Source organism: Tessaracoccus terricola (assembly GCF_054776555.1).
The window spans coordinates 291,195-306,895 of record NZ_BAAHBS010000004.1 but is presented as its reverse complement, the minus strand read 5'-3'; the positions used below and the strand labels follow the sequence as shown (position 1 = coordinate 306,895).

The following is a 15,701-nucleotide window of genomic DNA, read 5'->3' as shown; positions in this document are numbered from 1 at the left end:
CCAGACCCCCAGTCCAGCCGAAGCGGTGTGTTTTCCACACGTTAGGACGCTGCGGCGTGTACAAACCGGGGGTCTCGCGCGGTCGCCTGGGTCCATGTAACCGAGAGCTTCACTGTTGGAGTCCTCGGTTACACCGTCCTTGAACCAATCAACTGGGGCGGGCCGGCAGCAGCATCATGGCCCCAGTAGCCCAAGCGGGGCGATCCAAACCCCGTTCGGCAACTGGACGGCTGGCCCGTCCGGCACCACGACGAGCAGCGCCGTCGGCTCGCGGTTGATCGCCCGCGCAGTACGCAGGAGCCTGTCCGCCGCTTCCTCGGCCGCGGCGTACCCGAGCTTCACTTCCACCCCGAGCCACCGGCCATCGCTGTACTCCACGATGGCGTCGACCTCACTGGCAGCATCATGGGTTCGGTAGTGGAGCACGTTGGCATCACCGGCCTGGGCATAGACCCGGAGGTCACGCACCACCATGGACTCGAAGAGATACCCGAACGTCTCAGGGTCTGACATTAGCCCGTCGGCTGACATACCCATGCTCGCGGCCGCCAGCGACGGGTCAACCAGGTGACGCTTCGGGCTGGCCACCAGCCGCGTACGCGAACGCCTCCCCGGGGACCACGCCGGCTGGTCCTCAACCAGGAACAGCCGGGAGGCGAAATCGTGGAACAGGCCCGGGTAGTCTCTCCCCACGTCCACGCCCTCGTCGGCCAACCTCTTCCCAACCGTGGACAACGGCGCAGGGTGTGCTGTCAGCGACGAGTACGCCCGCACGAAGTCCAGGAGCCTTTCCGGTGCCCGTCGGGAACCCGCGACCAGAGGAAAATCTCGCTGGCTGAGCGCGTTCAGGTACGCCCGAGTGCGATAGGCGGCGTCGGCGGGTTCCAGCTCAAGCCAGCCCGGCCAACCTCCCCGCACCACCTCCTCAGCTGCCCGAGCCACAGTGAGGGACGACACCCCGCCCTGCTGTGGTTCGCCCGCCGCGAAGCCATTCAGAGACAGCTCCCCCGTGGACTGGCCCGACTCCCACAGACTCATGGGCCTCATCCTCAGGTCCACTATCCGCCCAGCGCCTGAGTGCCGCCGAGCATCGTCATCGGGCCAGGCCGATCCCGACATCAGGAATCTTCCGGGACGGTTGTCCCGGTCCACCTCGCGCCTCACCGCACCCCAGAGTTCGGGGACCAATTGCCACTCATCCAGGAGTCGCGGCTCCTCCCCCTCCAGCATCCTTGGCGGACTGAGCCGGGCTTGGGCAAGCGTGTTCGCATCCGAATCGTCCAGCACTAGGCGCGAGGCGGCCACGCGATTGGCGGTGGTCGTCTTGCCGCAGGCCCTGGGTCCTACGATGTTCACAGCCGAGCTGATTCGGAGCGCCCGTGCCAACTCCGCATCCACTACCCGTTCCCTGTAACGTCCCATCATGTCCCCAGCATAGACGAACCACGTCACTTTTCCGGATTTAACCACGTTGCTTTTCTGGACTGAACCACGTCGTTTTTCAGTAGCGAACCACGTCACTTTTCCGGGATCACACCACCAGGGCACTGAACACGGACACGGTCACCAGCGCCAGGACCGTGGAGACGGCGACGACGGCAGCAACCAGATGCCCGTCGCCGTCGAACTCCTGCGAGAGCGTGAACGACGTGGCGCTGGTGGGCATGCAGGCCAGCAGCACGAGGGTGGCGGTGAGGACGCCGGTGGGGTCGGGGATCAGGAAGTGCGCCGCCAGCCACGTCAGCAGCGGTAGGGCGATGACCTTGAGCAGGGAGACGGACAGGATGGCCAGCAGCGACGCTCCCCCGGTCCGCAGCGCCTTGATGGCCGGGCGCAGCGCCAGTCCGATGGCGAACAGCGCCACGGGGATCACCGACTGCGCCAGCAGCGAGATGGGCTCGGCCACCACCTCCGGCACCGCCACACCGAACGCCCTGACGACGATGGCCAGCACGACGACGATGACCGCCGGGTTGTAAGGACCGGCCTTGAGCAGTGCCTGGCGCAGCCTGCCGGGCTCGGCCTGGCCGGCGGAGGCGAGCGCCGGGTAGCCGACCATGAAGATGATGTTGTGCACCATGGAGCCGAGCGCCATCGGCAGCGCGGCCTCGGGCCCGAGCAGGCTGAGGATCAGCGGGAACGCGAAGTAGCCGACGTTGCCGTACCCGGCCGAGAGCGTGAGCTTCCCCGCGATGTTTCGCAGCCCCGTCAGCCGGGCGCCGAACCAAACCAGCGTCGAGAACCCGAACGTGACCAGGAACGTGACGACGAAGAAGGACAGCGGCAACCCGTCTCCCGACGGCGCCTCGACGATGGCGTCGAACAGGAACGCCGGCAGCGCGAACCAGTAGACGAAGGCGTTGAGGCTGACGTCGGCGCCCTGGAACGGCTTCGCCCCGCCGGCCGCGAGGCCCAGCAGGATGAGCACGTAGAGCGGCACCACCACCGCCAACACGTCGAGCATCGCCACCTCCTGACCCATCCTCTCGCATCACGGCACCCACCCCTGCCAGTCGCCCTGCGGTGCTAGTGGCAACGAGCCCCGAAGGGCCCTGCTGACGCTCAAACCCAACTTAGGCAAGCCTGCCTTTTCTTGAATCATTCAAGAAAGTGGAGGAGAATGGGTACCAACGAACCACAAGAGAGATGGGAGCAAAACATCATGACCCAGACACTCAACCGCAAGGACGCCCACACCGCGCACCCGGCCTTCCAGGCTTCGGAGAAGCTGGCGGGCCACCTGCAGCAGATGCTGGTCGACCTCACCGATCTCCACATCCAGGGCAAGCAGCTCCACTGGAACGTCGTCGGCAAGAACTTCCGCGACACCCACCTGGTGCTCGACGAGGTGGTTGACGCCGCCCGCGAGTTCACCGACGTGGTGGCCGAGCGCATGCGCGCGATCTACGCCACCCCGGACGCCCGGATCAAGACGGTCGCCGAGCAGACCAGCCTCCCCCAGCCCACCGCCGACGAGGTGGACACGGCTGACACGGTGGACGCCATCGTCGCCTCGCTGTACGCGGTGGCCGGCACGGCCCGTCGCATCCACGACGAGGTCGACGAAGAGGACCCCACCACGGCGGACATCCTGCACACCATCCTCGAGCGCATCGAACAGCTCGCCTGGATGATCGACGCCGAGAACCGCGTCGCCAACAGCAGCATCCCGCGTCAGGTGTGATCCAGCCGCCTCAGTTGTCCTGAGGTGCGAGCGCCAGCCACCAGTTGTCCTGAGGTGCGAGCGCCAGCGAGCCTCGAAGGACACCTAAAGCAACAGCCCCGGACCAGCTCGGTCCGGGGCTGTTGCATGCCGCCACCGGAGCGCATACTGAGCAACGGAGGCAACCATGAACCAGAATCAGCAGGAACTCCTGGTGGACTTCATCATGTCCCTCGACGGCTACGGCAGCACGGAGGGCTGGCCGGGCTGGTGGGGCTTGCAGGGCCCCGAGTACCTCGCGTGGCTGGACCAGCAACCCAAGGACACCTACACGCTCCTGATGGGCGCCAACACCTACCGACAGTTCGCCGAGTTCGCAGCAGCCGCCGCCGGGCCGGGCGACGACGCCGCCGAGGCCGTGGCCCACAAGAGACCCCCTGGACTACAACCGTCAACAGGGGCGCCGAGCATGCCCGAACAGCCACCGACTAGGGTCGGGCACAGACACCGGTTTCACTGATGGAGGCTCAGATGGCAACGCTGGCAATTGTGGGAGCAGGACCCGGCCTGGGCGCCGCGGTGGCACGGAGGTTCGGGCGCGAGGGGTTCGCTGTTGCGCTGATCTCGCGCGACCAGTCGAAGCTCGACGCGCTGGCAGCTGAACTCGCCGACGACGGCGTGACCGCGCGCGGGTACTCGGCCGACGTGCGCGACGCAGCAGCCCTCGAGCAGGCGCTCGCCTCCGCCGCGGCGGACCTGGGCCCGATCACCGCCCTGCAGTACAGCCCACTCCCGGCACGCGCCTACCTGGAGCCTGTGCTCGACCTGACCCCCGAGCTCGCACTCGACGCGCTGAGTTTCTCGGCCTTGGGACTGATCACGGCGGCCCGCGTGGTGCTGCCTGCCATGCGCGCGGCGGGCGACGGCACGATCATCCTGATCAACGGCGGCACGTCGGTGAAGGCACGTGCGGGTTTCTCCGGCACGTCAGTGGCGTTCCCGGCCGAGAGCGCCTACGGCGAGATGCTCCACGAGGCCCTGGCCGACGAGGGCGTGCGCGTGGTGCAGCTGGTCATCCCGGGATCCATCCCGAAGCTCCAGGTGCCCAACGGCATCGACGGTGTTGCAGAACGCATCTGGCAGCTGCACACCACACCCGGCGAGTTCAGGACGATGCTGATCCCGCTCGAAGAAGGGCGCGAGTAGCGAATCGGTCAGCCGCCACGGCAGGCACGCCAGGCCCATGGTGACAGGGCTCCGCGACACGCCGCTGAGCGGTCCTCCAGAGCCTCGAAATCGCTTTCGTACGGACGCTGGTCACCACGACTGCGGGTGAGACGCCCTTCGAGGCTCGCTTTCGCTCGCACCTCAGGGCAACTGACTGGGTGGGTCTCGACACGGGCGCTGGGCGCCCTACTCGACCAGCGAGGGGCGGGGGCGGCGGGTCACCAAGAGGTAGCCGGCCACCAGCACGATGCCACCCGCCAGGATGACCGCCCACCAGGGGAACGGGACCACGGGAACCGCGCCGGCGGAGTCGAGCACCACCTGCGGCGTGGGGGTGACGCGCTCGGCGGTGACGAGGATGCGGTGGCTGTTGACACCGAGGGGGGTGCAGGTGACGAGGGTGACGAGGTCGGAGCCGACCTCGGGGAAAAGAGTCTCGGTGTCCTCGGGCTGCACCACCTGGGTGGCGCGGACCTGGTAGCTGAGGACCTCGCCGAAGACCTCGATGCTGAACTCGTCGCCGATGCCCAGTTCGTTGAGCCGGTCGAACATGGTGGCAGACGCCAGGCCGCGGTGCGCGGTGAGCACGGAGTGCATCCCCACTCCCCCGACCGGCAGGGCCGTGCCCTCGAGGTGGCCGACACCCATCATGAGGGTCTCGTCGCTGGTGCCGTGGTAGACGGCGCGCTTCAGCAGCAGTCCCCGGTGCCAAGTGGTCACGGGGAGCACCATGTCGGCTCGCAGTGCATGCCTGCCCCTCAGTTGGCGCGAGCTGAAGGCTGGTCGGGGACTCCGCGACGGCGCAACAGCAGGGCCATGCTGTGGTCGATGGGCTCCCCCACCATCGCGTGGGTCCCGGCGCTGGAGGCCTCCCCCCTTCACCAGAGCCGTCCGCGAGGAGTCGCTCGGCGGCTGGGGGACCGGCAGATGTTCGCCGTGCACTCGGTGAGAATTTTGACGCTTCTGCCACCGTGACGGGCCTGTCCCGGGCGCTGGACGCCGCGCTGACCATTCCCCCGAAGTTCAGCGCGGCGTCGTCGGTCCCCCGCACGGGAACCTGGCTGTCATCTTGCTCCTGAACGAGCCGGGGCACCAGATGGCGATACCAAATCGTTATCGAGCGCCAGCGTGCGAGGCCTCGATCCATCCACGCAGCATGGTGTTGGCCTGTCTCGCCAGGGCCATGCCGTCGGACCAGGTGTTGCGCCAGATTGCAAGGTCGTTGCTCAGGGATTGCATGACCACGGCACTCGAGAAGCTCTCGAACGTGATCCCTCCGGTGTAGTCGATGTCCGCCAGTGCGCGGAAGAACGACGCGAAGTCGACGTGGCCCGCACCGAGGTAGCCGCGATGGTTCTCGCCGATGTGCACGTACCCCAACCGGTCCCCCACCAGCTTGACGGGCCTGACGAAGTCCTCCTCCTCGATGTTCATGTGGTAGACGTCCAGGTGGACCATGACGTTGTCGGCGCCGATGTCGTCGGCCAGCACCAGCGCGTCGGCGGCGGTGTTGACAACGTTGGTCTCGTACCGGTTGCACACCTCCAGCCCGAGTGTCATCCCCACCTTGGCGGCCTCCTGCGAGGCCTCCTTCAGGCTGGCGACGATGTTGGCCCGGCCGGCGCTGCTCAGCGGCGCGGTCGCCTTCCCGAAAGCCCCGTACAGCGCCCCGGTGAGCACCTTGGCCCCCAGTTCGTTGCTGATGCGGATGGATTCCATCACCAGTTCCAGGCCACGTTCGACGACGGCCGGGTCCTCGCTGGAGACGTCGGCGTCGGGCGCGAGCCCGCGGGAGCATGCCACCTCGAGACCGGCTTCGGAGACCAGGCGCGCCGCCTCCGCGGTGTCGGCGGCGAAGCCGTCGTGGAGGGAGAACTCCACGAGGTCGAAGCCGGCCTCCTTCGACTTGGCCACGGTCTCGCGGACCGAGTCCAGTTCGGTGTCCCCGGCGAAGACGAGCGAGTGGATCCCGAGCGTGTTCATCCGGGGATCACACGTTCTGCACGAGCTCGACGGGGGTGCCGTCCGGGTCGTTCAGGTAGACCACCCTGTTGCCCGCCCAGGGGCCCATCTCGACGGTCTGGGGCTCGGAGTTGAACTCCACCTCTCCCCTGAGCCGGTTGTAGACCTCGTCGACGTCGTCGACGTTGAGGGCGATGTGCATCGCCCCGGCGTCCCGGTTGGGCTTGGTGTTGGTCTTGGCGCCCTGGGGCGTCTGGTACTCGAGCAGTTCGAGGACGACGTCATCCTGGACGGGCAGGAAGGCGACCCGGATCTCGGCGCCCTCCTCCTGGACGAGCTTGCTCAGCCACTCGCCGCTGATGGGGAAGACCCACTCGGCGGGCGGCTGCTGGATGCCCAGCTTGGTGTAGAACTCGATGGAGCGCTCGAGGTTTGAGACGGTCACTCCGATGTGGTTGAGGAGACCCATGGTCATCTTCCTTTCAGTTCGCCGCGCTCAGGCGGCCTTGGTGGTGGAGCTCTGACGGACTTTGCGCCGCCAGGGAATCTTCAGTGATCCGTTGAGCAGGGATGCGCCCAGCAGCAGGACACCGAGGGCCAGGAGTTGCATCTGGCTGCCCTCGTTCCCGGGGAACAGGAGCAGGATGCCCGCGTTGAGCCAGACCACGACGAGGGTGGCGAGCAGCACACCGCTCACGCGTCCGATGCCACCGGTGATGGCCACTCCTCCCAGCACTGCGATCGTGATGGCGGGCAGGGACATGCCATTGCCCGTGACTCCGGCGTCGGGTCGGGCCGATGCGAACTGGGCCACGACGAACACACCGGTGAGCCCTGCGATGCCACCGGCCAGCGAGTAGCTCAGGCAGCGGGTGCGACGGTTGGGCAGGGCTGCCCACAGGGCGGCCGTGTCATTGGTGCCACTGGCGTAGAGGGTGCGGCCGAAGGTCGTGCGGTTCACGATGAACCAGACCAGCACAGCGACGGGCACCAAGAAGGTCAGCAGCCCCAGCGGCACCAGCGGCAGGTAGGCGCCGACAAGGGGGATCTCCACAGCCTGGGCGGCCGAGTAGAAGTCCTGGATGGGCGGGGTGTTGATGGGCGACTGGTTGCTGACCAACAGCGCCAGGGACTTGAGCGCGTAGAAGGTGGCGAGCGTGGCGATGATGGGCGGGAAGCCGATGTAGGCCACCAGTACGCCGTTCATGGTTCCGCACACCACTCCCACGGCCACGGCCAGCAGGATCGCCAGCCAGAGCGGCCACTCCCAGATCCCATAGGCGAAGCCGAACACGACGCCACTGAGGGAGACCACGGCCCCCACGGAGAGGTCGATCCCTGCGCGGCCGGAGAGGATGACCAGCATCTGCGCGAGGCCGAGCATGGCCAGCGGAACGGCGTTGATGAGCGCCGTGGCCATGTAGTCGGGGTTGTACGCGCCGGAGGTGTAGCCGGCGGCGCTGAAGGCCATCATGGCGGCGACGACCACCCCCAACAGGACCGTCAGGAGCAGGACCCTGTTGGTCCTGACCGTCTCGAGGACGCGGGCGAGGGCATTGGGGTTGTTGTTCATGAGAGGCTCCTGCTCCGACGCTCGCGGAGGATGTCCATGCCGACGGCCGAGACGATGGCGATGCCGACGAACAGGTCGGCGGACTGCGACGGCCAGCCGAGTTGGGTGACGCCCGAGCGGACCGTCTGCACCAGCACGGCCCCCAGCAACGTGCCGAGCACCGAACCACGGCCACCAAGCACGGAGGTGCCGCCGATCACCACTGCCGCGATGACGAGCAGTTCCATGCCGATGCCGACGGACTGGTCAAGGGTGCTGGTCCCCTGGGCGATGACGAAGGTGGCGGCGAACCCGGACAGCGCGCCGACGAGTGCGTAGGAGGACACCGCGAGGCCGGCCACCTTGACACCGGCGCGGACCGCGGCCTGGTTGTTCCCGCCGACGGCGTAGAGGTGCCGCCCGGCACGGAAGTGCCGCAGGTACCACCATGCCAGCGCGACGAGGACCACCGTCAGCGCGAAGCTGTGCGGGACACCCAGTGTGCGCCCGGCCTCACCGCGCCCGAAGACGTCGAAGGTGGAGGGGATGCCGCTGACCGTGTTCGAGTTGAAGGTGCGCAGCGCGATGAACTGGAAGAGGTTGGCGGTACCGAACGTGACGATGATGGGATGGATCCCGCCGTAGGCCACGAACAGGCCGTTGACCAGGCCCAGCAGCGCTCCCACCGCCACGGCCACCAGCAGTGCGAGTGGCCCGGGCAGGCCGCCGTCCACGAGCAGCTTGGCGGCCACGACGGAGGTGACCATCACCATGCCGCCGACGGAGACGTCGATGCCGCCGGTGATCATCACGAAGGTCATGCCGATGCCGATGAGTGCGATCGGCGCCACCGCCACCAGCAGCGGCACCAGGGAGCCCTGCGTCAGGAATGCGGGCGTGGACAGGCCGAGGGCCACCCACAGGGCTGCGATCAGGGCGAGCAGCACCCACTCCTGGCCGGTGACCAGGGCGGGGAGGAGGCCACGGGTGGACTGCTTCGGGGCTGCTGGTTTCGTGGTTGCGGTGGCGGTCATGGCTTCTCGCTGCCTGCGGTGTCGTGGGCCACTCCGGCCGCTGCGGAGAGCAGCTCGGCCTGGGTGAACCCTGGGGTGAACTCGTGGACGATCTCGCCCTCGCGGAAGACCAGCACCCGGTCACACATGCGCATGATCTCGGTGAGGTCGGTGGTGGCCATCAGGACGGCAGCACCGTCGGAGGCCATCTCCTCCACCAACTGATGGATCTCCTCCTTGGCGCCGACGTCGACGCCCTGGGTCGGCTCGGCCAGCACGAGGAGCCGGGGCGCCCCGATCATCTGCCGAGCCATGACGACCTTCTGGGCGTTTCCGCCGGACATGGCGGAGACGGGCTGGCGCGGGCTCGGGGTCTTCACCCGCAGGGAGGTGATGAGTTCCTTGACCCGCTTCAGTTCGTCACGCAGTTTGAGGATCCCGAACCGGCTGACCCGCTGCAGTTCGCGGATGGAGATGTTGAAGCCGATGCTCTGGAAGGAGAAGAGCGCCTGGCCGGCACGGTTGGCGGGGACCATGGCGACGCCGGCGTCCTTGGCGTCGCGAGGGGATGCGACACGAACGGGCTTCCCGTCGATCTCGATGGTGCCGCCGTACTGGGGGCGCATGCCGTAGCAGGCCTCCGCGAACTCGAAGGTGCCCGAGCCGAGTAGTCCGTAGAGGCCGACGATCTCGCCGGCTCGGACGCTGAGGCTGTTGTGCGGTCCGTCGGCGGTGAAGCCGATGTCGGTGGCCCGGAGCACCACGTCGCCCTTCTCCCCCACCTCGCGTGCCCGCGTCTCGACGTCGCCGACCATGGCGTGGATGACGTCGCGCATGTTGGCCTGGCTGGTGGGAAGCGACTGCACCTCGCGCCCATCGCGCAACACCGTGATGGTGTCGCTGATCGCGAACACCTCGTCGAGGCGGTGGGTGATGTAGATGACCGACACACCGCTGGCCGCGAGTCGCCGGACGATGCCGAAGAGCCGCTCGATCTCCGAGTCGGTGAGGATGGCCGACGGCTCGTCGAGGATGAGGATTCGCGCCTCGTCCGCAACCGCCTTCGCGATGGCCACCTGCTGCTGCTCGGCGATGGACAGCCGACGCATCGGCAGCCCGGCGCGCTCGGCCGGGAACTGGATCAGGTCCAGGACCTCGGCGGTGGCTGCGATCTGTTCCGACCAGGAGATCTGTCCCCTGGAGGTCAACTCCCGGCCCAGGAAGATGTTCTCGGTGACGGTCAACTCCGGGACGAGTTCCGGCTCCTGGTAGACCGTGCGGATCCCCAGGTCCATCGCCTCCGCAGGGCTCTGGATTTGGATCTGCTCGCCATCCAGCTCGATGGTGCCGGAGTCGGGGCTCTGCAGCCCGGCGATCATCTTGATCAGGGTGGACTTGCCGGCCCCGTTCTCGCCGATGAGGGCGTGAACGGAGCCGGGCTCCACCCGGAGCGTGGCGCCGCGGAGGGCGTGGACACCACCGAAGGACTTGGTGATGTCCTTGAGTTCGATCCGTGGCGGGGCCGGGGTCGTCATGTCATTGCTCCAGGGTCCGGTACGGCTCAGTAGTCGAAGTCTTCGACGTTGTCCTTGGTGAATACGAACGGCCCACCGAGCAGCATCATCTTCGTCTCGGGGTCGTACTCGACGCCGTCGAGGTCACCGACGCTGATCTGCTCGTCGAACTCGTTCCCCTCGGCGAGCTGCAGGCCGGCCCAACCGGTGAGGTAGCCCAGATCGGAGACGTTCCACAGCACCGAGCCACTGGAGGAGCCGTCGAGGAGGTAGGACCTCATGTCGTTGGGGGTGCCGCCGCCGACGGTGAAGACCTCACCGATCCGGTCGGCGTCCCGGACCGCCTGTGCGACGGCCGGGGCCGCGGAGGCACAGATGCCGATCATCCCTCGCAGTTCCGGATCAGCGTTGAGCAGGTCGGTGGCCATCTGGGTGGCCTTGGCCTGGTCCTCACCGGCGTAGACGGTCTGGGTGAAGGTGATCCCAGGGTAGTCGGCCTCCATCTTCGCCTTCGCCGAGTCGATGTAGGCGTTGAGGTTGGATGCGGTCTCGCCACAGGAGACGATCGCGAAGTTGCCCTCACCGCCCATGGCCTCGGCGAGGGTCTCGGCCAGCGTGGCGCCGTGGTTCTCCGTGGTGGTCTGGTTCACGAAGAGCTCACGGATGGAGTTGGGCGCGTCCGTGTCCGAGGTGGCCACGCGGATGCCCTTGTCCTGCGCCTCCTGGAGCAGCGGGGCGAGGGAGTCCGGATCATTCGGGGCCACGATGAGGGTGTCGACGTCCTGCTGGATGAAGGAGCGCACGATGTCGGCCTGCGCGGCCGCGTCCGAGCTGGTGGGGCCCTGGTACAGCCAGGTGAATCCGAACTCTTCCGCCGCCGCCTCACCACCGCGGTTCATCTCCTCGAAGTACGGGATGCCCTGCAGTTTCGGGACGAAGGCGACGGTGGCGCCGTCCCCGCCGGCGGCCGCGGGTTCCGAGGCGTCCGTTCCGGGATCGTTGCGGTTGGTGCAGGCGGCCGTGAGCAGGAGCGCGGCTGCGGCGACGCCTGCGAGGAGGGACTTCTTGTTCATCTGGGTCTCCAATCGGTTGTGCCGGCGCCCGACCACTGCGGCGGGGTCCGGTTGACGCTTACTCGTCAATGAGGATGGCAAACGATTACATCGCAGAGCGTAACCATCCTGTGCGAAACAAGTCAAGGTCCGCTAAAATGGACGTCATGGTCAGTGGAGATCGATTGCCCGCCCGGCTGTCCGATGTGGCAGAGGCAGCGGGTGTGTCGACGGCGACGGTGTCCCGCGTGCTGGGTGGCAGTGCACACAAGGTGAGCGCCGCCACCACGGAACTGGTGGAGAAGACGGCTGCCCGGCTCGGCTACCGCGTCAACCCCATCGCCCGTGCGCTGCGCAGTTCGCAGACCCGGTCCGTGGGCATGGTGGTGCCCAGCATCCGCAACCCGTTCTTCACCGAGCTGGTGGAGGAGGTGGAGCACGCACTCAGCACGCACGAGCTGAACCTGTTCCTCAGCGACTCGCGCGGCAGCGTCGAGTTGGAGGCCAGGCGCCTGCGCTCGATGTCGGCGGGCACCGTCGACGGGATCCTCATCGTTCCCGCACACGCGGAGGGCAGCGCCCCGGCGATGACTGCGGCCGTCGGCCAGGTGCCGGTGGTGCAACTCGACCGCGAGGTGCCGAGCCTGCGGATCCCGTGGGTGGGCGTCGAGGACCGCACCGGCATCCGCGACGTCATGGCGCACCTCCACGAGCGCGGCGTGCGCAGCATCGCACACGTCACCAGCACCGACGCCTCCCTCTCGGCCTCGGTCCGCACCCTGGAGGTCACCTCGGAGGCCTCCCGCCTGGGCATCACACTTGCACCAGAACACGTCATCGACGTCACCTTCTCCATCGCCGAGGGCCGCGCCGCCGCGGAGCACCTCCTGGCCTCCGGGGAACTCCCCGACGCCGTGGTCTGCACCGACGACCTCCTCGCGCTGGGCGTGGTGGCCGGTTTCCAGGCAGCCGGGCACCACGTCCCCGACGACGTCCTGGTGACGGGCTTCGACGACATCGAACTGGCCTCCCTGATGCTGCCCAGCCTCACCACCGTGCGCCAGCCGATGGAACTGATCGCCACCGAGGCCGTCCGGCTGCTCACCCAGGGCAGGGACTCCACCCGCTCCGGTGCCCGCATCACCATCCCCGGCACCCTCCAGGTCCGGCAGACCACCACCCGTCAACGCTAGCCTCGGGTGCGGAAGGCGCGGACCGGGCTGGGAGGCGCTTCATCATCACTTGGCGATGTACGGCTCGTCGACGAGGATGCCGATGGAGGTGTTCGTCCCAGTACCCATTGGCTGCTGCGGACGTCAGAACACCAGCGACACCAGCCCGGTGGAAACCGAAGGAACCAGCACGAGCAACAGCAGGCAGCCCAGCAACAGGCCGTAGAACGGGACGGCCTCCTTGATGAACTCGCGTGTCGTTGTGCCGGTCACGCTGTTCACCACGAACATCAGGGTGCCCATCGGCGGCGTGAAGGAACCGACCGCGTTGGCAAAGATGAAGATCATTGCGAACTGGATAGGGTCGATCCCCTGCGCCACGGCCACCGGCGCGAACAACGGGGCGAGCACGATCATCGTCGCGTTGCCCTCGATGAACATCCCGATGATCAGCAGGAAGATGCACGCCACCAGCAGGAACAGCCACTTGCTGTCCACCGTGGTCGTCATCCATTCGGTGAACTGCTGCGGGATGCGTTCCTTGGTGAGGATCCAGGAGAACGTCGATGCGGCGGCCACGATGAGCAGCACCGAGGACGACGTCGTCAGGGTTTCCCGGATGCTTGTGAGGGTCTCGCGGAACCGGAGTTCCCGGTAGACCAGCCCCAGGATGATGGCGAACAGGATCGCCACGGCTCCCGCCTCAGTGGCGGTGAACGCACCGATCCGGATGCCTCCGATGATGAGGATGGGCAGGCACAGGGGAAGGATCGCCGGCCGGAACGACTTCCACAGTTCGGACCCCTTCGGACGGTCAGCACGCAGCGGCTTGTAGCCACGCCGGCGGGAGATGAGCGAGACCATCCCCATCATCGAGAGGCACAGCAGCAGGCCCGGCCCGATGCCGGCGACGAACAGCTTTCCGATGGACACGTTGGCGACGACGCCGTAGAGGATCAGCCCGATCCCGGGCGGGATCAACGGGGTGATCATCGCCGAGGCAGCGGTCACGACGCTGGAGAAGGACTTGGACAGGCCCTTCTTTGTCATCTGCGGGACCAGCATCTTGGCTTCCATGGCGGCATCGGCCAGAGCCGAACCGGACAGCCCGCCCATCATCGTGGACAGCAGGACGTTGACCTGGGCCAGACCACCCCACAGGCGCCCGGTCAGGACGGCGCAGAAGTCCATGATCCTGGCCGTCACGCCGGTGTAGTTCATCAGCACCCCGGCGCCGACGAAGAACGGGATGGCAAGCAGCGGGATGCTCTCCGCACCGGTGATGGCCTGTTGCGCGAACAGCGAGATGTTGATCCCGGGGTTCATGAGGAAGTAGACCGCGGATGCACCGAAGACGGCGATGAACACCGGAACCTTCAGGAACAGCAGCACCAGCAGGGCAACGATCATCAGGACGACGGCGGTACTCATGCAGGTTCACCACCTTCGACGGCCGCATTCCGGCGCCCGAACAGGGTACGGAGGGCAGGAACGAAGTATCCGGCCGTGTAACTGATGGCCATCAGCACGCAGGCCACTGGCGCCACCCCGTAGATCAGGTAGTACGGAATCCGGAGGATTGGCGTGCTGCGCCCGGAGGTCACGAAGTTCTGCAGGTACGCGAGGCACGAGTAGAACAGGAATCCGAGTAGTGCGTAGACGATGATTCCGATGACCACTTCGGCCACGGCCTGGGCGCGGGCTGGGAGGAGGTCGATGATGATCTCGATGGCCACGTGCGCCTTGTACCGGAACCCCATCGCTGCGGCGAGGAACGCCACCCACACCATGCCGGCGAGTTGCATCTCGATCAGCCAGGGCAGCGGCTGCCGCAGCACGTAGCGCATCACCACACCGAGGATGGTGATGCCCACGAGCATCACAAGGACGATGCCGGCGAGGACGTTTTCCACCGTGAACAGGGCCCTGAGGGCCCTGTTCCGGGTGGGGGGTTCGTCCGTCCCCAAGATGACCTGGGCCTCTGAGGTCACTTGCTCTTCGCCTCTTGGACGGTGTCGAAGAGGCCCTCGCTCCAGCCCAGTTCGTCGCCCAGGTCATAGAATCCCTGCGCCGCGTCCTCCCACTGCTGGCGCTCCTCGTCGGTCACCTCGGACACGGTCACGCCGTCGTCCTCCAACATCCGTTGGTACTCGGAGTCGGCGGCCTCGGCGAGCTCGTTGTTGTGCAGGCCTGCCTCCTCTGCGGTGCTGATGAGGAGTTCGCGCTGCTCGTCGGTCAGGGTGTCGAGGAAGTCGGTGCTCGTCACCCAAGTGGTGAAGTTCCGGATGTGTGAGGTCTTCAGCAGGTAGGGGGCAACCTCCTGAAAACTCTGCCCGTATAGGGTGGACATCGGGTTCTCGACACCTTCGACGACGCCGGTCTGCAGGCCGGTGTAGACGTCGCCGAGGTCCATCGCCACGGCGTTGGCGCCAATGGCGTTGAAGCCCTCGACGAACACCTTGCTGTTGGCCAGCCGGATGTTCATCCCTGCGATGTCGGCCGGGGTGTGGACCTCCTTGGTGGTCATCAGGTGGCGGTCGCCATAGATCCAGTTGGAGGCCAGAAGGGTCAAGCCCTTGTCGGCCAGCAGTTCGCTCTGCTCGGCGTACCAGTCGCTCTCCACGAGATTCCAGACCTCGTCCCAGGACTGGAAGAAGAACGGTCCGTACAGGATGCCCATGTCCGGTGCGCCGAACTCGGCGTAGAAGCCGCCGTCGGCGATGGTGATGACGCCCTCCCCGGCCACCATCTGGTCGATGAGCTCAGGCTTGCTGCCGAGGGCGCTGTTCGGGTACAGGTCCAGCTTCATCTGGCCGCCGCTCTGCTCCTCCAACTGGTCCGCCCAGTACTGCACCGCCTGGCCGACGGGCTCCTCCATCGTGTTCTCGAAGCCGAGTTCGATGGTGACGACGTCGCCCTCGACGTCTTCACCGCCGCCTCCGGCGGACTCGTTGCTGCAGGCGCCGAGCAGCGCGACGCTGGCGGCGAGTCCGGCTGCGACGATGCAGGTCCTTTTCTTGATGCGCATGTGCTTCCCTTTCCTTTG

Annotated in this window: 16 protein-coding genes; 4 read left to right on the top strand and 12 right to left on the bottom strand. The window is 66.9% G+C overall.

The genetic code is table 11. From position 1 onward, the window contains the following. Positions 1 to 174 precede the first annotated feature (174 nt). Positions 175 to 1,422: an ATP-binding protein gene (locus tag ACYU7G_RS07175; protein WP_461107255.1), complete on the bottom strand. Its 1,248-nt coding sequence runs from the start codon at positions 1,420 to 1,422 to the stop codon at positions 175 to 177. 109 nt (positions 1,423 to 1,531) lie between these two features. Further along, positions 1,532 to 2,464, bottom strand: coding sequence for an AEC family transporter (locus ACYU7G_RS07170; RefSeq protein WP_461106247.1), 933 nt, complete (start codon positions 2,462 to 2,464; stop codon positions 1,532 to 1,534). A gap of 198 nt (positions 2,465 to 2,662) precedes the next feature. Between ACYU7G_RS07170 and ACYU7G_RS07165 the strand changes: the two genes are divergently transcribed. From ACYU7G_RS07165 to ACYU7G_RS07155, 3 genes are all read left to right on the top strand, one after another. Beyond that, positions 2,663 to 3,184 carry a Dps family protein gene (locus tag ACYU7G_RS07165; RefSeq protein WP_461106245.1) on the top strand — a complete coding sequence of 174 codons (522 nt, stop codon included), beginning with the start codon at positions 2,663 to 2,665 and terminating at the stop codon, positions 3,182 to 3,184. A gap of 166 nt (positions 3,185 to 3,350) precedes the next feature. Further along, positions 3,351 to 3,683, top strand: coding sequence for a dihydrofolate reductase family protein (locus tag ACYU7G_RS07160; RefSeq protein WP_461106243.1), 333 nt, complete (start codon positions 3,351 to 3,353; stop codon positions 3,681 to 3,683). 11 nt (positions 3,684 to 3,694) lie between these two features. Beyond that, complete coding sequence (locus ACYU7G_RS07155; protein WP_461106241.1) at positions 3,695 to 4,369, top strand: SDR family NAD(P)-dependent oxidoreductase; 675 nt, start codon at positions 3,695 to 3,697, stop codon at positions 4,367 to 4,369. 207 nt (positions 4,370 to 4,576) lie between these two features. On the opposite strand, the gene ACYU7G_RS07150 is transcribed toward ACYU7G_RS07155, so the two are convergent. From ACYU7G_RS07150 to ACYU7G_RS07120, 7 genes are all read right to left on the bottom strand, one after another. Then, complete coding sequence (locus ACYU7G_RS07150; protein ID WP_461106239.1) at positions 4,577 to 5,110, bottom strand: class C sortase; 534 nt, start codon at positions 5,108 to 5,110, stop codon at positions 4,577 to 4,579. A 393-nt stretch (positions 5,111 to 5,503) separates the two neighbouring features. After that, positions 5,504 to 6,373 carry a sugar phosphate isomerase/epimerase family protein gene (locus tag ACYU7G_RS07145; RefSeq protein ID WP_461106237.1) on the bottom strand — a complete coding sequence of 290 codons (870 nt, stop codon included), beginning with the start codon at positions 6,371 to 6,373 and terminating at the stop codon, positions 5,504 to 5,506. 7 nt (positions 6,374 to 6,380) lie between these two features. Next, positions 6,381 to 6,821, bottom strand: coding sequence for a VOC family protein (locus ACYU7G_RS07140; protein ID WP_461106235.1), 441 nt, complete (start codon positions 6,819 to 6,821; stop codon positions 6,381 to 6,383). A 27-nt stretch (positions 6,822 to 6,848) separates the two neighbouring features. Further along, positions 6,849 to 7,925, bottom strand: a complete 1,077-nt coding sequence (locus tag ACYU7G_RS07135) for an ABC transporter permease (protein ID WP_461106233.1) — start codon at positions 7,923 to 7,925, stop codon at positions 6,849 to 6,851. Next, positions 7,922 to 8,938, bottom strand: coding sequence for an ABC transporter permease (locus tag ACYU7G_RS07130; protein WP_461106231.1), 1,017 nt, complete (start codon positions 8,936 to 8,938; stop codon positions 7,922 to 7,924). Before ACYU7G_RS07130 ends, ACYU7G_RS07135 begins: the two co-directional genes overlap by 4 nt. Further along, the gene (locus ACYU7G_RS07125) at positions 8,935 to 10,452 is read right to left on the bottom strand and encodes a sugar ABC transporter ATP-binding protein (protein ID WP_461106229.1); all 1,518 of its coding nucleotides are present in this window, start codon (positions 10,450 to 10,452) and stop codon (positions 8,935 to 8,937) included. The genes ACYU7G_RS07130 and ACYU7G_RS07125 overlap by 4 nt, the downstream gene beginning before the upstream one ends. Before the next feature lie 26 nt (positions 10,453 to 10,478). Continuing rightward, positions 10,479 to 11,504, bottom strand: a complete 1,026-nt coding sequence (locus ACYU7G_RS07120; protein WP_461106227.1) for an autoinducer 2 ABC transporter substrate-binding protein — start codon at positions 11,502 to 11,504, stop codon at positions 10,479 to 10,481. Between the two features lie 185 nt (positions 11,505 to 11,689). Between ACYU7G_RS07120 and ACYU7G_RS07115 the strand changes: the two genes are divergently transcribed. Continuing rightward, positions 11,690 to 12,676 carry a LacI family DNA-binding transcriptional regulator gene (locus tag ACYU7G_RS07115; RefSeq protein ID WP_461106225.1) on the top strand — a complete coding sequence of 329 codons (987 nt, stop codon included), beginning with the start codon at positions 11,690 to 11,692 and terminating at the stop codon, positions 12,674 to 12,676. 123 nt (positions 12,677 to 12,799) lie between these two features. Here the strand turns inward: ACYU7G_RS07115 and ACYU7G_RS07110 are convergent, their stop codons facing one another. The 3 genes from ACYU7G_RS07110 to ACYU7G_RS07100 are packed head-to-tail and all read right to left on the bottom strand — an operon-like array spanning position 12,800 to position 15,683. Next, positions 12,800 to 14,086 (bottom strand): TRAP transporter large permease, encoded by a 1,287-nt coding sequence (locus tag ACYU7G_RS07110; protein ID WP_461106222.1) that lies wholly within the window; start codon positions 14,084 to 14,086, stop codon positions 12,800 to 12,802. Beyond that, the gene (locus ACYU7G_RS07105; protein ID WP_461106220.1) at positions 14,083 to 14,646 is read right to left on the bottom strand and encodes a TRAP transporter small permease; all 564 of its coding nucleotides are present in this window, start codon (positions 14,644 to 14,646) and stop codon (positions 14,083 to 14,085) included. Before ACYU7G_RS07105 ends, ACYU7G_RS07110 begins: the two co-directional genes overlap by 4 nt. After that, positions 14,643 to 15,683 carry a C4-dicarboxylate TRAP transporter substrate-binding protein gene (locus ACYU7G_RS07100; RefSeq protein ID WP_461106218.1) on the bottom strand — a complete coding sequence of 347 codons (1,041 nt, stop codon included), beginning with the start codon at positions 15,681 to 15,683 and terminating at the stop codon, positions 14,643 to 14,645. Before ACYU7G_RS07100 ends, ACYU7G_RS07105 begins: the two co-directional genes overlap by 4 nt. Between the last annotated feature and the right edge of the window lie 18 nt (positions 15,684 to 15,701).

Coding starts and splice junctions, on each gene's coding strand:
- ACYU7G_RS07155 (WP_461106241.1), top strand. CDS start 3,695: ATGGCAACGCTGGCAATTGTGGGAGCAGGACCCGGCCTGGGCGCCGCG.
- ACYU7G_RS07160 (WP_461106243.1), top strand. CDS start 3,351: ATGAACCAGAATCAGCAGGAACTCCTGGTGGACTTCATCATGTCCCTC.
- ACYU7G_RS07100 (WP_461106218.1), bottom strand. CDS start 15,683: ATGCGCATCAAGAAAAGGACCTGCATCGTCGCAGCCGGACTCGCCGCC.
- ACYU7G_RS07110 (WP_461106222.1), bottom strand. CDS start 14,086: ATGAGTACCGCCGTCGTCCTGATGATCGTTGCCCTGCTGGTGCTGCTG.
- ACYU7G_RS07130 (WP_461106231.1), bottom strand. CDS start 8,938: ATGACCGCCACCGCAACCACGAAACCAGCAGCCCCGAAGCAGTCCACC.
- ACYU7G_RS07140 (WP_461106235.1), bottom strand. CDS start 6,821: ATGGGTCTCCTCAACCACATCGGAGTGACCGTCTCAAACCTCGAGCGC.
- ACYU7G_RS07175 (WP_461107255.1), bottom strand. CDS start 1,422: ATGGGACGTTACAGGGAACGGGTAGTGGATGCGGAGTTGGCACGGGCG.
- ACYU7G_RS07145 (WP_461106237.1), bottom strand. CDS start 6,373: ATGAACACGCTCGGGATCCACTCGCTCGTCTTCGCCGGGGACACCGAA.
- ACYU7G_RS07165 (WP_461106245.1), top strand. CDS start 2,663: ATGACCCAGACACTCAACCGCAAGGACGCCCACACCGCGCACCCGGCC.
- ACYU7G_RS07170 (WP_461106247.1), bottom strand. CDS start 2,464: ATGCTCGACGTGTTGGCGGTGGTGGTGCCGCTCTACGTGCTCATCCTG.
- ACYU7G_RS07125 (WP_461106229.1), bottom strand. CDS start 10,452: ATGACGACCCCGGCCCCGCCACGGATCGAACTCAAGGACATCACCAAG.
- ACYU7G_RS07135 (WP_461106233.1), bottom strand. CDS start 7,925: ATGAACAACAACCCCAATGCCCTCGCCCGCGTCCTCGAGACGGTCAGG.
- ACYU7G_RS07120 (WP_461106227.1), bottom strand. CDS start 11,504: ATGAACAAGAAGTCCCTCCTCGCAGGCGTCGCCGCAGCCGCGCTCCTG.